The following is a 16,231-nucleotide window of genomic DNA, read 5'->3' as shown; positions in this document are numbered from 1 at the left end:
GAGCCTCAACTTATGGCAACATTGATTATATTCGGCGTCGTCGCCCTGATCGTCGTTGTTCTGCTGATCGTCTTCAATGTACGAGCCGCCGGCAATCAACGTAGAAACGCAAGGCAGGCGAATCGGGAACCTGAGCAAGCCGCGCCCGTTTCAAATACGCTAGCGAACGAGCATTCGAGCATCAAACCGAATGGAGACCGGTCTTTGGCCGCCGACAAAGCGTATGCCCTTCGGGACGAGGAGGCAAGTCGGAGCAAAGCCGATCGGACGATGCGCGACAAAGGCGACAAGCAACGATTAAACGATAGCAGCTACCGGAATGCGCTTCGGCAATTTCAGTCGATGACGACCGAAGAGCCGGCGGCCAAACGTTTGCACATGACCGATGCGCAGTACCGGGACGCCTTGCGCAGCATGCAGAAGCAAGAGTCTGAACCATTGGAAGCGGAGCAAAAAGGACGTTCCGGGGGGCCGTAACGACAGCAATAAAAAGCCGGCGTTCGGGAGGAACGCCGGCTTGATCGAGTATTTAAACGATTTTGGGCACTTGCCAGACAACCGGCGTCAGCTGAATTTGTTCGCCAAGCCACTGCTGGGCAATGCTTTGGAACATCCTCGGATTGCCGCTGCAAAAAAACTGATGGATCGGCACATCGTCGAATCGGGCCAATTGACCTTTATGATACAGGATTGCGCTAATTTCCCGGGCTGTCTCTTCCGCCGAGCTGATCAGCGACACGCCCGGCCCCATCACCTCGGAAATCGTATCGGCCAAAAACGGATAATGGGTGCAGCCTAATATTAAACAGTCGATCGGTTTCCCTTGCAACGGTTCGAGTGACCTGCTGACCGTAATCCAAGTTTCCCTTGTGCGGAATATGCCGTTCTCGACAAGGGGCACGAAGGCCGGGCAAGCCTGGCTTACGACATCGATATTCGGCGACAATTGCCGGAGCGCACTGACATAAGCGCCGCTGCGGATCGTCCCTTCGGTTCCGATCACGCCGACGACTCCGGTTTTGGTCGTTTTGATGGCTGCTCTAGCTCCCGGATGGATGACACCAACGACGGGGATCGACACTCTTTGACGTATATCCTCAAGCGCAAACGCCGTACCTGTATTACATGCAATAACGATCATTTTCGGTTGGAACTGTAACAAATAGTCGACAATTTGCCGTGTAAACAACACAACTTCTTCAGCAGAACGCGGCCCGTATGGCGCGCGTTCCGTATCGCCGAAGTAGATGATCTTCTCACGGGGGAGCTGCCTCATCACTTCGCGGACGACCGTTAAACCTCCCACACCGGAATCAAATATGGCGATTGCTTGCTGCACGAACACACCGCTTCCTTTTCTGTTGGATGGTTTAGGTTTTTATACATGGTTAGAATATGTATGACGTTTACAAAACGTACCTGGGCTCGAGTGGAGCCGAATTGCTCTTGAATATCGTAACTCAATTCTGCGAAGGGGTCAAATCCGAAACCAAGGAAAAATGATACCCTTCTTCCTCGATTTTCCTAATGATTCGCGGAAGCGCCTCGACGTTCTCCTTCGAATTTTGATGCATCAAAATGATGTCCCCGTCATGCAAATGATTGATGACGTCGTTATAAGCATCGTCCGCGCCGTTTTTGCGCGGCACCCAATCCTTCATAGCAGTTGACCAGAATACCGAGGTGTAACCCAGATCGGCGACCAGCTGCAGCAAATGCGGATTGTATTTTCCGTACGGGAACCGGAAAAATTTATCAAGCTCCTGTCCGGTTACGGCTTTGTAAGCCGCCTCCGTATCGGCGATTTCCTTCTTCACTTCATCATCGCTCATTTCGGTAAAGCTGCGGTGCGACATCGAATGGTTCAAGACAAGATGACCTTCTTCAACCGCTTGTTTAATAAATTCGGGATTATTCTTAATGTTGCGTCCCGTCACGAAAAATGTCGCCTTCACGCCGCCATCCTTCAATGCCTTGAGCAGCTTATCCGCATCGCCAAGGCCTGAGCCGGTATCAAAAGTCAAATAGACGTTTTTGCCGGTGCCGACCCAAACGACGTTCTGCTCGGGTTTAAACGCTTTTGCAGCCGGAAAATCAGGTACAACGCCTTTTTTCTTCTTCATATAGTACCACGAAAGCTCCTGCTGAGCCTTTGTTGGTTGTTTGGGCTTCGCCGCGTCCTTTGCGGTTGGCTTGGACGGCTTCTTATCGACAACAGCCGCGCCTCCCTGCCTCGGTCTGGTTTCCGTCGTAGTCGACGAGTTCGCAGCCGGTTTGTCCGCCGGTTTGTCAGTTGGTTTGTCCGCCGTAGCATCAACCGGTTTATCGCTTTGCGTGCCGTTCGGCTCCTGAGCCGGTTTGGCAGTCGGCTTCTCTTCCTGTGGAGCATCCGGTGCCGCTGCTTCTGCCTCCGGTTCTTCCTTCGGCGGTTCCGTAACCGCAATATCGCCCGTGCCTTCTGACGAAGAGCCGATTGACGATGCATTAGGCGCAGGCGGTTCGGACTTGGTTGTGTTTGATGCTGGCTGCATCCCGCTTGCAATCGGCTTGGCGGCACAACCTGAAAGTGTGAGCGAACCGACAAGTACAAGGGCTAATGAGGTTTGGAGCCAGCCCTTCTTCATTGGGATCGTTCGCTTCTTCGCCCGGTGGCGCGGACGCGATTTACCGGATTGCATGATCATCACCTCTTTGCACCTTAGTATCCTCCCCGGCAGAAGCATTGTCAAGCGTCTTTCGACATAGGACGACTTCTTCGGCCGAACACTGCCGCATTGCCGTTTATGATCACAACCGCCTGCAAACACAAGATACAAAAACGCCCGATCGAAGAGACCGGACGTCTTTGCGTCTTGCGTATTTTGACAAACCGTGAATCAATGCGCCACTTGGTTGTAGGTCATGATCCAGATGGAGCCCGCGACGATCGTCACCAGAATGACGAGGCCAAGCACCAGCGCCGTCATGTTCCAGCGGGAGTTTTCGCCTTCCTTCAAATGCATGAAGAATATGAGCTGGACGGCGAACTGCAGCACCGCCATGATCAGAATGAGCACGATCGTCCCCGACCGGCTAAGCATGTCGTTCAGCACGACGACGAGCGGGATGATCGTCAGCACGATGGAGAGCAGGAAGCCGATCACATAAGATTTGAGCGATCCGTGCGAGCCTTCGTGTTCATGACCGGCGGCGTTCGTATGCTGTTTCATGCTACATCACCCCCATCAAATATACGACCGTGAAGACGAAAATCCATACGACGTCGAGGAAATGCCAGTACAAGCTGATGACTTCGACCTTCCGCTTCGTTACCGGCGTGATGCCGCGTTTGCGCAGCTGCAGCATCAGCCCAACCATCCAGATCAAGCCAAGCGAAACGTGCAAACCGTGCGTTCCGACCAGCGCGAAGAAAGCGGACAGGAAGGCGCTTGTCGACATCGTCGCGCCTTCGCCTGCCATATGGACGAACTCCGTCACTTCCAGTCCGATAAAAGCGGCGCCGAGCAGCGCAGTGACGGCCAGCCAGCCGATCAGCTGATTTTTGAGCCCTTTGTGCATCGCGAGCACAGCCAAACCGCTGGTGAAGCTGCTCGTAAGCAGGATAAACGTTTCCGCGATGATGCCCGGCATCTGGAACAGCTCTTCTGCCGTCGGTCCGCCGTTCGTATTGCCGTGCAGAACGATATATGTCGCGAACAAGGAACCGAATAAAATACAGTCGGTAATGAGAAATATCCAAAATCCGAACGTTTTCAGCGACTCCTGGTCATGGTGCTCGTGATGGTCGCCATGCTGATGGTCATGTCCGGAATGTGCAGCCGCATGTGCCATTAGACCGTCGCCTCCCTTAACGCTTTTTCTGTCCGGTCGACTTCATCCACCGGGATATAATAGTCGGTATCGTACGTGAACGAGCGGGCAAGCATGCAAATGCCTACGCCGATCAGCGACGGGATCGCCATCCACAGCCAGCCCCATACGAAGCCGAAGCCTACGAAAAACCAAAGGAACGATTTGATGAACGGAATCGCCGAGTTTTTCGGCATATGGATCGGCGCAAGCTGTGACCTCGGAATCGGCGTCAGCGGTTTTTCTCCGCGCTCCTTCCGCTCCCACCAATCGTCGGTGTCTTGGACGTGCGGGATGACCGCAAAGTTATAATGCGGCGCCGGCGACGAGATCGACCATTCCAGCGTCCGTCCGTTCCATGCATCGCCCGTCGTGTCCTTCTTGTGGTTTTTGATGCTGTATGCGATTTGCCATACTTGGAAAATAAACGCGATGCCCATCAAAAATCCGCCGACGGTCGATACGAGGTTCAGCGGTCCCCAACCCATATCGAAATCGTATACGTACGTCCGGCGCGTCATCCCCATCAAGCCGAGCAAATATTGCGGCATGAAGCAGACGTAGAACCCGATGTTCCAGAACCAGAACGCCCATTTGCCGAGCCGTTCGTTCAGCTTGAAGCCGAACATTTTTGGCCACCAATAATATAGTCCTGCAAAATAACCGAATACGACGCCCCCGATCAGCACTTGGTGGAAATGCGCAATCAGGAAGTAGCTGTTATGGAACTGGAAGTCCGCCGGTGCAACCGACAGCAGCACGCCTGTCATCCCGCCGACGACGAAGCACGGAATAAACGCGATCGCCCACATCATCGGGGTGGAGAACTGGATTCGTCCCCGGAACATCGTAAACAGCCAGTTGAATACTTTGACCCCGGTCGGAATTGCAATGAGCATCGTCGTTAACGCGAAGAACGCATTGACATCCGCCCCCGAACCCATCGTGAAGAAGTGATGGAGCCAAGTGAAGAACGAAAGGACGCTGATGATGATCATGGCGAACACCATCGAGTTGTAGCCGAACAGCTTTTTCCTCGAGAAGGTTGCCACCACTTCGGAGAAAATGCCGAATGCAGGCAGCACGACGATATAGACTTCAGGGTGACCCCACATCCAGATGAGGTTAATATACATCATCGGGTTGCCCCCGCCGTCGAGGGTGAAGAAATGCGCACCCGCAAATCGGTCGAGGAACAGCAAAGCTAACGTTACGGTCAAAATCGGGAAGGCGAAAATGATCGCGATACAGCTCGATAGCACCGACCACGAAAACATCGGCATTTTCATCAGTTTCATGCCGGGTGCACGCATCTTCAAGATCGTGACGATAAAGTTGATGCCTGTCGCCAAGCTGCCGATCCCGGAAATCTGTATGCCCCAAATATAGAAATTTTGGCCGACGCCGGGGCTATGCGACATTTCCGACAGCGGCGGATAGGCGAGCCAGCCTGCATCCGGCGAACCGCCGATGACGAACGACACGTTGAACAGCATCGCGCCGAAGAAGAACAGCCAGAAGCTGAGCGAGTTCAGGAACGGATACGCGACGTCGCGCGCCCCGAGCTGCAGCGGGACGACGATGTTGAACAAACCGAACATCAGAGGCATCGCCATGAAGAGAATCATAATGACGCCGTGCGTCGTAAAAATCTGATTATAATGGTCGGCCTGCAGGAATTCCAAGTTGGGCATGGCCAGCTGAAGCCGCATGAGCAGCGCGTCGACGCCGCCGCGGAACAGCATTAGAATCGAACAAATGATATACATGATGCCGATTCGTTTATGATCGACGGTCGTGATCCATTCACGCCACAGCCAACCCCATTTGCGAAAATAAAACAGCACGAACACGATGGCGACCATTGTCAGAGCGATGCTGACTTGCGCACCCAGAATGAGCGGATCGCCGGTGACGAAAAAGTCGGATGTAGCTTTCATATAATTATTTAGCATGGAATGGGCCTCCTCTCGTTAGTCTTTTGGGGTTTCGGCAGAAGTCGCGGATCCGCCGTGTCCGGCATGCGAGCTTCCTCCGACCGCATATTTGGTGACGATTCGCTGGAACAAGCCTTCCGGGAACGAAGAGAAGTACTGCACCTTGGAAGAGCCCGGCTTCGCCAATTGCTCGTACCCTTCGACGGTCAGCGCAGGAGAGGATTTCTTGATCCCGTCGACCCACTTGTCAAAATCGTCTTGCGATACGGCCTTGACATTGAATCGCATATCGGCGAACCGTTCGCCGCTGAAGTTCGCTCCGGTGCCGTAATATGTGCCGAATTCGTCTGCCTGCAAATACAATGTCATCGCCATACCGGACATCGTATAAATCTGTCCGCCGAGCTGAGGAACCCAGAAGGAGTTCATCGGTGCGTCCGACGTCAGCTCGAACTTGACCGGTACGCCCTTCGGAATTTCGATATAGTTAACTGTCGCAATCCCTTGTTCCGGATAATTGAACAACCATTTCCAATCGAGCGAAGTCACTTGGATGACGATCGGCTTCTGCTCGGAAGCAATCGGCTTGGACGGCTCCAGCTCATACGTACCGCGAACGGTAAAAACGGCGAGAATAGCGATGATGACGATCGGGATTCCCCACCATACCGTTTCCATCCATGTGCTGTGTGACCAATTCGGCTTATATGCCGCTTTGTTGCCTTTTTTGTCGCGGTAACGCCAGACGATGTACGCCGTCAAGATCAATACCGGGACAAGGATGATGGCGCATAAAATGATGGAGATCCAAATCAGCTCCATTTGCTTTTGCGCGACCGGTCCTTTCGGGTCCATGACGATGATCTGATCCGCACAGCCTGACAATGTAATGGCCATGAGCAGCAGCATCAGCGGAACCGCGATTTTGACTACTGTTTTACGTATTTTCATGTCGGTGCTCTCCTTACGAGGAAAGTGTGATCTTTTTCATAATCTAACAGTAACAGATTGAAAGCATGGTTTGGAGGTGTGTAACAAACAAGTCAACATTTCGTCTTACTTCTGTAAAACATTTTTCACGCGGCGGACATATATGTAGAAATTGCGAACATCGGAGGTCAAAATCCCGTTACGAGTATTCAAATTCGCTATTACGAATGGCAAAAAACCCCTCGGGAAATTTCCCAAGGGGCTCGCGGTATGCAATATTCGATTGATCTTAACTTTCGTTGTCTTCCGTTCCGGGGCGGGAATGAACAAGATGAATGGCCGTGCGGATCACATAAATATGAACGCTGCCGACCATAAAACCAAGCCCTACCATAAGCGAAGTGTTGCGGTCGCTGAAATGCCCTATATTCAATAAACAAAGCAGCAACCCAATGCCGAGCAAAATCCATGCGGCCGCCGTCATAATCGTTACTAAACTTTGAACATCCCGTTCCTTGCGATGCTGATGAACAACTGCCGTTTTCGTAGTCACTTACGATCACTCCTACGTTCTAATGAAAGTGTTTTCTTAAACCTAGTATAACATATATTCTTCATTTTGTTCATAAAATTTTCACTTATTGATCAATAAAATGACAAAAAGTTTTGAAACCTCGCCTCCCCTGTTCCAAGCCAAAAATCCCTCTCGATCATCGAGAGGGATTCGGTATGACGAACGCTTTTTTACATGTTCACCCACGGATAGCTGGTTCTCCTTTTGGAAATCGTTTTTTTCCGCGGTTTATGAGCTACTTTTGTCCTTGATTTTTTTCTGACGGGCGAATCGTTGGCCACACGAATGGTCGCAGTGCTTCCCGATGAACCGGAAGAAGTCTGATCCGTACCGACTTCGGCCTCGGCGAATGTTGCAATCGGCTGTTCTACTTGTTGCTCCACCTGCGTTTCGCCCTCGCGCATGCCGCCCCCGCAGCCGCAATCTTCTTGAGCATGAAAATACGCTTGCGGATAATGGTACATATACGGATTAACGACGACAGAGTTGCTGTACAGGTTCGGGGCAGCATTGCCCATGCTCATCTCCATGCTATACGGCGATATGTTGTTCGGAGATGCGCTGTACGGTGAAATCGTGTTCGGTGTTGCGCCGTATGGCGATACGTTGCTCGGTTCTACGTTAAATGACGAAATGTTATTCGGAGTTGCGCCGTATGGCGATACGTTGCTCGGTTCTACGTTATATGGTGAAATGTTATTCGGCATTGCTCCGTATGGCGACACGTTGCTCGGCTCCACGTTAAATGGCGACATTTTATTCGGCGATGCGTATGGCGATATGTTACTCGTTGTTGCTTCGCCGTACGTTGAAACGTTGCTCGGCGAAACCATATATGGCGTCATGTTCATTTGCGATGCGGCTTGAATTGCAGCAGCCTCTTGACACGATTTGCAGCCGCAGCCCGGCTTCGTAACCGGCATTTTCTTCGAAGGTGCGGCAAGCGGCATCACATTCGGCTCGCTGTACGGCATCATGTTCCCACCGCCGTATGGCATCATGTTCGACTCAGCGTACGGCATGATGTTCCCTTCGCCGTAAGGCATCATGTTCGACTCAGCGTACGGCATGATGTTCCCCTTGCCGGATGGCATCACGTTCGACTGAGCGTACGGCATGATGTTCCCCTTGCCGGATGGCATCACGTTCGACTCAGCGTACGGCATGATGTTCCCCTTGCCGGATGGCATCACGTTCGACTCAGCGTACGGCATGATGTTCCCGCCGCCGTACGGCATCATGTTTGACTCAGCGTGCGGCATGATGTTCCCGCCGCCGTACGGCATCATGTTTGACTCAGCGTGCGGCATGATGTTCCCGCCGCCGTACGGCATCATGTTTGACTCAGCGTGCGGCATGATGTTCCCTTTGCCGGATGGCATCACGTTCTCCTCAGCGTACGGCATGATATTCCCTCCGCCGTAGGGCATCATGTTCGACTCGGCGTGCGGCATGATGTTCCCTCCGCCGTATGGCATCATGTTCGACTCGCCGTACGGCATGACATTCCCTCCGCCGTATGGCATCACGTTCGACTCGGCGTACGGCATGATGTTCCCTCCGCCGTATGGCATCACGTTCGACTCGGCGTACGGCATGATGTTCCCTCCGCCGTACGGCATCATATGATCCGGCATTGGATACGGATATCCCATATTGTCCATCGGCTGCGCGTACGGTGAGATGTTCTTTTCCGCTTGCTGCGTAATATTCGGCATTTTCACGTTCGACGGCTGCATGACATTCGGCATCATGATGTTTGTCGACGGTTTCTGCATCGTGTTGGACTGCATGACATTCGATTTATTCACGTTTGTTTGTGCCAACGAGCTGATCGAATTTGCTTCAATTGCCGGTACTTTCTGCTCTTTGAATAAATTGACGTTCGACTTTTCAACCGCATGTGCCACAGGTTTCTTTTCTTCAACTGAAGCTGCCGGTTTTTGTACGGGAGCGGCAGGTTTGACTTCCGGAGCCTTCACCGCTTCTGCCGGCTTTTGTGCCTGCTCAACTGGCTTCTGCACCACTTCGGCCGGTTTCTGGACCACTTCCGCCGGCTTTTGGACCGGGGCGACCTCAGGAGCAGGTGCCGGCGCCGGGGCCGGTGTCGGAACGTTAGCAGGCGGAACCGGACCGGTGAAAGGTTTTTGCCCCGTAAACGGCTTCTCTCCCGTGAACACTTTGTTCGTTTCGTTAGGCATATTGGACATGTTCGGATCGTAGCCGGATCCTGCGGTCGGTATGAACACCGATTCGCCAATCATCAGCATGTTCGGATTTTTCAGATGCGGATTCGCTTGAATCAGACTTTGCAGCGGTACGCCCCAAGCTTTCGAAATTTTCCAAAGCGTATCGCCTTGAACGACGATATGCTTTTGCATCCCTTCCGGCGTGGTTGGCATCGTCGACGGAATTTTGACTTTCATACCAATCGTCAGCTTGTTAGGGTCTGCGATTTCCGGATTCAATTCAATAATTTTTTCCAGGGGCACGTTATATTTTTGTGATAACAAATATAGCGTATCGCCTCTTTTGACAATATGAATTTTCACGCGTGAGAACCTCCTCATGGGATTTGGGGAAAGGCACGGCATTAGCCCGGTTGAAATTACTACATTGTATGCAAAGGGTGGGCTTTTGACATCATGAGTACAAAAAAAATCCCGTTCGCCCTATTCGGGCAAAACGGGATTTCATCGATCGAACACCGCGTAAACCTTATACAATCGGCTCATACGCGTAGCTCGGGTACGTGCCTAATATACGAACCTGGCAGCCGATTGCCTCGATTTCGGCAATGGCGGACGGCAGCAGCACAGAATCCATCGGAGCTTCGATATCGATATAAAAATAATAGTTGCCGAGCTTCTTCTTCGTAGGCCGCGATTCGATTTTGGACAAATTGATTCGGCGCCAAGCGAAAGCCGACAATACTTGATGCAGCGCCCCAGGATAATCCTCTGGCAAGGTGATCAGAACGCTCGTTTTGGGAGTGCTCGTCTGCAGCTTCGCCAAGCTGCGCTGAACGGCTTCAGGTCCGGCAAGAACGAACCTCGTATAGTTATTGTCGTGGTTTTGAATATTTTCCGCAAGCAGCTGCAGTCCATTCAGATGCGCGGATGTGGCATTGCCGATCGCAGCGACGCCGTCGCCGGGAGCGCAGCTTTTCACATACCGGGCTCCTTCAGCCGTACTGCCTACGACCTCGACTTCCACATCCGGGAGGTACTCGCTCAGAAATTGCCGGCATTGGGCGAATGCAGGCGTGTAAGTCGCCACTTTTTTGATCCGGCCGAACTTCCGCTTCAGATCCGTTGAATCGGTCAGATCAAGGTCCTCTGCGTATCCGATTAAATTCATCGTGATCGGATATACCCATTCCGTCTGGATCGGCAGATCAACCTCGTGCACAAACCAGTCGATGTGAAGACTGACGGAGCCTTCGATCGTATTCTCGATCGGAATCGAGCTCCAGTCGGTTTGCCCGTTAACCGTGGCGAGAAATACGTCCGGAATCGACTTATACCGGACGAATTCAACCGACTTGTCCGCCGCGGGGCCTAGCAAATATCGGGTCGCTTCTTCGGTGAACGTACCCGGACCTAATAATGCGATCCGTTTCATACCCGTATTTCTCCTTTGATCTGTTCGAAGAATGAAGTGCTCGAGTCAGCTGCCGGAGTAACTTCCACGCCCGCAACGCTTGGCTTAAGCCATAGCGTGGTCGCGGTAATGTTCTCCCGGCGCAGCGTGTCCAGCAGGAAGCGTTCGAGCTCGGCCTTCCGGCTGCTGCTTGCGTCAACAAGCGCCAGCAGGGTCGGTCCCGCGCCGCTTAAAGCGACGCCGAGTGCGCCATAAGCGGTCGCCCCGGCCAGAATGTCGCTCATACCGGGGATCAGCGGTGCGCGATACGGCTGATGAAGAGAATCCTTCATCGCATGCCGGATCATGCCGAAGTTGCCGGTTGCGAGCGCCGCGACCAATAAGGACGAATGGCTTACATTGTATACGGCATCCTTCATCGGGATTTGCTTCGGCAGCACATTACGCGCTTTCTCCGTCGACAGCTGGAATTCCGGAATTGCGACAAGCACCTCGAGCCGCTCGTCCGGCGTAAGCCGGATATAGTCGGCACGCTCGCCGTCCCATGCCGCCACGACGATTCCACCGAATAAGGAGGCGCCGACATTATCCGGGTGATCCTCCAGCTTCGTCGCAAGCAGGAACAGCTCATCGATGCTCAGTGCATCACCTGCCAGAGCGTTAGCCGCCGCCAAAGCGCCGATAATAGCCGAAGCACTCGAGCCCAGCCCGCGCGTCAGCGGGATGTCGCTGTACATCGATATTTCGAGCTCCGGGATATGAACGCCCGCTTGCTTGAATACCATCTGCGCAACTTCGTAAATCAGATTCGACTTATCGGTCGGAACGCCGATCATGTTGTCGCCGTGCAGATGAATCGTCGTTTGTTCCGCGACGCCCATCTCGATCCAAGCATATAAATTAAGCGCCATGCCGAGCGTATCGAAGCCCGGTCCGAGGTTGGCCGTACTGGCCGGAACTTTGACGCGAACTTTGCGGGGTATCATTTACTTTTCACCTTCCAGCCGACGGATCGCCTCCATGACGGCTTCTTCCGAATCCTTCACGACAAGCGGCTCCGCATCAACCGTTTTGATGGCGATGTTCGGGTCCTTGAGGCCATGGCCTGTCAGCACGCATACAACCGTTTCTCCGCCCGCGAAGTAACCTTGCTTCTTCAGCTTCATCACGCCGGCAATGGACGCTGCGGATGCCGGTTCGGCAAAAATTCCTTCCCGTGCGGCAATCGTCCGGTAAGCATGCAGAATTTCATCGTCGGTGACGAAATTGATTTGACCTTTGGATTCTTCAGCCGCCTGCACCGCCGTTTTCCAGCTGGCCGGGTTGCCGATCCGAATCGCGGTCGCGACCGTCTCCGGTTCGGCGATCGGCTCGCCCTTCACGATCGCCATCGCGCCTTCGGCTTCGAAGCCGATCATGACCGGCAGCTTGTTCGCTTTGCTTAGGGCATGGTATTCCTTGAAGCCTTTCCAATAGGCGGAGATGTTGCCCGCGTTACCGACCGGAATCGCGAGATAGTCCGGCGCTTTGCCGAGCTGGTCGCACACTTCGAACGCCGCCGTCTTCTGGCCTTCGATCCGGTAAGGGTTCACCGAGTTGACGAGGGTGATCGGATGCTTCGCCGTAATTTCGCGCACGATTTCAAGCGCGCGGTCAAAGTTGCCTTCGATCGCGATGACTTTCGCTCCGTAAATAATCGCTTGCGCCAGTTTGCCAAGCGCAATGTTGTTGTTCGGGATCAGCACGATGCAGTTCAAGCCGCCGCGTGCGGCATAAGCGGCCGCCGCCGCCGACGTATTGCCGGTCGACGCGCACATGATCGTGCGGCTGCCTTCCTCCATCGCTTTCGCCACCGCCATCACCATACCGCGGTCCTTGAACGATCCCGTTGGGTTTAAGCCTTCATATTTAAAATAAATATCGAGATCGAGCTCATTCGATAAATTTTCGGCGCGTACGAGCGGCGTGTTGCCCTCCTGCAGCGTGAGCAGCGGCGTCTTCTCCGTCACCGGCAAATACGATTTGTACGTTTGCAATAATCCCTGGTATCTCATATGGTATAACTCCTCTGTTTGAAATAGAAGCCAAACATAGAATCAATGATAGGTTAGCCTTCCACGCGGTAGACGCTTTTCACTTTGCGGATGACCGGCACACTCTTGAACTGATCCAATACTTTGTTCATGCTCGCTTTGCTTGCATTGTGCGTGATGATGATGATTTCCGCATCCGGGTTGTTCGGATTCGGCTGCTGCAGCACGGATTCCAGGCTGACGTTGTATTCGCCGAATACTTGCGTGATTTTGGCGAGTACGCCCGACTTGTCTTCCACATGCAGCAGCAAATAATATTTGCTTTCGATTTGCTCGTCGCTCTTTAATCTCTTTTCCTTATATGGAATGATCGTTTGCATGCCGTTGACGCCCAGCTTCATATTTTTTACGACAGCCACGAGATCGGCAACGACGGACGTTGCCGTCGGCAGTTCGCCTGCGCCCGGACCGTAGAACATCGTTTCGCCGACGGCTTCGCCGTATACGTACACCGCGTTAAACACGCCGTTGACGGACGCGATCGGATGCGTATTCTTCACCATCGTCGGCTGAACGCCGATGCTGATATAACCGTCCTTGCGCTCCGCAATGCCGAGCAGCTTCACTTCGTAGCCAAGACGTTTGGCATATAGCATATCTTCGCGGCTGACATCCGTAATTCCCTTGACGCCGACGTCATCCAGCTTGATATCCGAGCGGAAACCAAGCGTTCCGAGAATCGTCATTTTGCGCGCCGCATCCAGTCCTTCGACGTCCGAAGTCGGATCAGCCTCGGCATAACCCAGCTCTTGGGCTTCCTTCAGCACATCTTCATACGATGCGCCTTCTTGGCTCATCTTCGTCAGGATGAAGTTCGTCGTCCCGTTGACGATGCCCATGATCTTCGTGATGCGATCCGAAGAGAAGCTCTCCGACAATGTGCGGATAATCGGAATGCCGCCCGCAACGCTTGCTTCGTACATGACATCGCAGCGCTTGTCGCGTGCTTTCGTCAATATTTCCGACCCGTGAAGCGCCATCAGGTCCTTGTTGGCCGTAACGACATGCTTCCCGTTCTCCAGCGCACGCAGAATGAATTCCTTCGTATGCTCGATGCCGCCCATCACTTCAACGATGACATCGATATTCGGATCGTCGATAATGTCCCAGATGTCTTCCGTTAGCTTCGCAGGATCGACGCCGATATTGCGGCGCTTGTCGCGGTTTTGAACCAATATTTTATCAATCTGAATGGGCGATCCAACCTGGCTTTGCAAATCTTCCTGGTGGCCTTCCACAATGCGCACGACTCCGGTACCTACCGTTCCGAGCCCTAGCAAACCAACCTTGATCGGCTTCATCTCTTCTTCTCTCCTTTAATGCGATTATCCTTGGCCGATGACCGACGCGCGCCGGACGCCGTCCTGCTTGCGCAGCTCTTCGAGCAGCGCTGTGAGCTGCTCCGCCATCATCGACGTTTCGACCGAAATGACGACATTCGCCATGCCCTGCAGCGGAATCGTCTGATTGATCGTCAAAATGTTGCCTTCGGAACCGGCGACCAGCCCAAGTACCTTCGACAGAATGCCTGAACGATGCTCCAGATCCATCGAAATCGTGACGATGCGCTCCCGTTCCAGCTGATTCAGCGGAAAAATGCCGTCTTTATATTTGTAAAATGCACTGCGGCTTAGTCCCACTTTCTCCACCGCCTCATGCACCGTCTTCACTTCGCCGCGGGTCAGCAGCTCTTTCACCTGCATCGTCTTCAGCACCGCTTCGGGCAAAATGTCTTCGCGAACCAAATAATAACGTTCCATTATTTCGTCCTCTCATAAAAGACTGCTGTTTTCCTATAGTGGACATTATATCGAAATTGGTTGCGAAGAGCAATAGACATTTACGTTATTCGCCGCGTTTTATTGGCGCCGGAAACAAAAGAAAGCTTCGAACGAAGCTCTCTGTTTGTACTGATATCAGTTGAACAATATTTTACTCGGCTTCGACGAACTCGAATTCAAAATCCGCAATGCGTACGTAGTGGCCGTCCTTCGCGCCTTTTTTGCGCAATGCGGCCTCAATGCCCATTTTCCGCATGATGCGCCCGAAACGTATGATCGCATCGTAGGAATTCAGGTTCATGCGCCGGACGAATTTTTCGATGCCCGGGCTTTCGACGATGAACGTATCGTTCTCGCGTCGAATCGTAAACTGATCGTCGCCCTTCTTCTCGTACCGATATATTTTCCGTTCCGTCACGTCGACGACTTCCTCGACCTCCGGAGTATCCGGTATTTGATCCAGAATATCCGCCGCGCGGTACAGCAGTTCTTGAATGCCTTGCTTCGTAAGCGACGACATCGGAATGATCTGGACCTCGCCCTCGTGTTCGGCAACCTGCTGCCGGAACCGCTCGAGATGCTCCGCCGCCTCCGGCATGTCGATTTTGTTCGCGGCGACGATTTGCGGCCGATCCGCCAACTTCGGATTGTACAACACGAGCTCCTCGTTGATCTTGACCCAATCCTCGTAAGGATCGCGTCCCTCGGAAGCCGCAATGTCGACAACGTGTATAATGACGCGCGTCCGCTCGACGTGACGCAGGAAATCGTGGCCGAGGCCAACGCCTTCATGCGCTCCCTCGATCAGTCCCGGCAAGTCCGCCATCACGAAGCTGCGTCCGTCGCCGACATCGACAACGCCCAAATTTGGCGTAATCGTCGTAAAGTGATACGCTCCGATTTTCGGCTGGGCCGCCGATACAACCGACAGCAGCGTTGATTTGCCTACGCTCGGGAAACCGACGAGCCCTACGTCCGCCATCACCTTCAGCTCCAGCACGACCCAGCGCTCCTCGCCTTCCTCCCCGTTCTCGGAAATATACGGCGCCGGATTCGCCGGCGTTGCGAAGCGCATGTTGCCCCGTCCGCCGCGGCCGCCTTTGGCGACAACGACCTGCTGTCCATGGCGCGTCAAATCCGCGATGATTTCCTGCGTATCGTCATCGATGATGACCGTGCCCGGCGGGATACGAACGATCATATCTTCCGCATTGGAGCCTTGGCCCGCCTTTGTTTTCCCTTTTTCCCCGCGCTCCGCCTTAAAGTGCTTCTGATAGCGGAAGTCCATCAGCGTACGCAAACCTTCGTCCACGCGGAAAATGACGTCGCCGCCACGGCCGCCGTCGCCGCCCCAAGGACCGCCGTTCTCCACGTATTTCTCCCTGCGGAACGAAATGAGTCCGTCTCCGCCGTTACCGCCTTTGACGAAAATTTTTGCCTTATCTACAAACATGGTGCCACCCT

Annotated in this window: 15 protein-coding genes; 1 reads left to right on the top strand and 14 read right to left on the bottom strand. The window is 53.3% G+C overall.

Features of this window, described 5'->3' with window-relative positions; genetic code table 11:
• Window positions 1-12 precede the first annotated feature (12 nt).
• Window positions 13-477, top strand: coding sequence for a hypothetical protein (locus tag AC0LWM_RS14685; RefSeq protein ID WP_474675707.1), 465 nt, complete (start codon window positions 13-15; stop codon window positions 475-477).
• A 52-nt stretch (window positions 478-529) separates the two neighbouring features.
• Here AC0LWM_RS14685 and racE read toward each other — a convergent pair whose 3' ends face one another.
• From racE to obgE, 14 genes are all read right to left on the bottom strand, one after another.
• Window positions 530-1,339: a glutamate racemase gene (gene racE, locus AC0LWM_RS14680; RefSeq protein ID WP_474675706.1), complete on the bottom strand. Its 810-nt coding sequence runs from the start codon at window positions 1,337-1,339 to the stop codon at window positions 530-532.
• A 121-nt stretch (window positions 1,340-1,460) separates the two neighbouring features.
• On the bottom strand, window positions 1,461-2,678 hold the full coding sequence (locus AC0LWM_RS14675) for a polysaccharide deacetylase family protein (RefSeq protein ID WP_474675705.1): 1,218 nt from the start codon (window positions 2,676-2,678) through the stop codon (window positions 1,461-1,463).
• A gap of 198 nt (window positions 2,679-2,876) precedes the next feature.
• Window positions 2,877-3,209 carry a cytochrome o ubiquinol oxidase subunit IV gene (cyoD, locus tag AC0LWM_RS14670; RefSeq protein ID WP_474675704.1) on the bottom strand — a complete coding sequence of 111 codons (333 nt, stop codon included), beginning with the start codon at window positions 3,207-3,209 and terminating at the stop codon, window positions 2,877-2,879.
• A 1-nt stretch (window position 3,210) separates the two neighbouring features.
• Window positions 3,211-3,831: a cytochrome o ubiquinol oxidase subunit III gene (cyoC, locus tag AC0LWM_RS14665; RefSeq protein WP_474675703.1), complete on the bottom strand. Its 621-nt coding sequence runs from the start codon at window positions 3,829-3,831 to the stop codon at window positions 3,211-3,213.
• Window positions 3,831-5,804: a cbb3-type cytochrome c oxidase subunit I gene (locus AC0LWM_RS14660; RefSeq protein ID WP_474675702.1), complete on the bottom strand. Its 1,974-nt coding sequence runs from the start codon at window positions 5,802-5,804 to the stop codon at window positions 3,831-3,833. The genes cyoC and AC0LWM_RS14660 overlap by 1 nt, the downstream gene beginning before the upstream one ends.
• An 18-nt stretch (window positions 5,805-5,822) precedes the next feature.
• Window positions 5,823-6,737, bottom strand: a complete 915-nt coding sequence (gene cyoA / locus AC0LWM_RS14655) for a ubiquinol oxidase subunit II (RefSeq protein WP_474675701.1) — start codon at window positions 6,735-6,737, stop codon at window positions 5,823-5,825.
• Window positions 6,738-7,005: 268 nt separating this feature from the next.
• On the bottom strand, window positions 7,006-7,269 hold the full coding sequence (locus AC0LWM_RS14650) for a hypothetical protein (protein WP_474675700.1): 264 nt from the start codon (window positions 7,267-7,269) through the stop codon (window positions 7,006-7,008).
• 191 nt (window positions 7,270-7,460) lie between these two features.
• Window positions 7,461-9,842, bottom strand: a complete 2,382-nt coding sequence (locus AC0LWM_RS14645) for a LysM peptidoglycan-binding domain-containing protein (protein ID WP_474675699.1) — start codon at window positions 9,840-9,842, stop codon at window positions 7,461-7,463.
• Between the two features lie 166 nt (window positions 9,843-10,008).
• Window positions 10,009-10,914, bottom strand: a complete 906-nt coding sequence (pheA, locus tag AC0LWM_RS14640; protein ID WP_474675698.1) for a prephenate dehydratase — start codon at window positions 10,912-10,914, stop codon at window positions 10,009-10,011.
• Window positions 10,911-11,879: a homoserine kinase gene (gene thrB / locus AC0LWM_RS14635; protein ID WP_474675697.1), complete on the bottom strand. Its 969-nt coding sequence runs from the start codon at window positions 11,877-11,879 to the stop codon at window positions 10,911-10,913. The genes pheA and thrB overlap by 4 nt, the downstream gene beginning before the upstream one ends.
• Window positions 11,880-12,947 carry a threonine synthase gene (gene thrC, locus AC0LWM_RS14630; protein WP_474675696.1) on the bottom strand — a complete coding sequence of 356 codons (1,068 nt, stop codon included), beginning with the start codon at window positions 12,945-12,947 and terminating at the stop codon, window positions 11,880-11,882.
• Between the two features lie 53 nt (window positions 12,948-13,000).
• Entirely contained in the window at window positions 13,001-14,287 is a 1,287-nt protein-coding gene (locus AC0LWM_RS14625) for a homoserine dehydrogenase (RefSeq protein WP_474675695.1), read from the bottom strand.
• 24 nt (window positions 14,288-14,311) lie between these two features.
• Window positions 14,312-14,746, bottom strand: coding sequence for an ACT domain-containing protein (locus AC0LWM_RS14620; RefSeq protein WP_474675694.1), 435 nt, complete (start codon window positions 14,744-14,746; stop codon window positions 14,312-14,314).
• A gap of 172 nt (window positions 14,747-14,918) precedes the next feature.
• Window positions 14,919-16,220: a GTPase ObgE gene (obgE, locus tag AC0LWM_RS14615; protein ID WP_474675693.1), complete on the bottom strand. Its 1,302-nt coding sequence runs from the start codon at window positions 16,218-16,220 to the stop codon at window positions 14,919-14,921.
• Window positions 16,221-16,231 lie beyond the last annotated feature (11 nt).

Source organism: Paenibacillus sp. sgz302148 (assembly GCF_056120465.1).
This window is presented reverse-complemented; position numbering and strand designations above follow the sequence as displayed.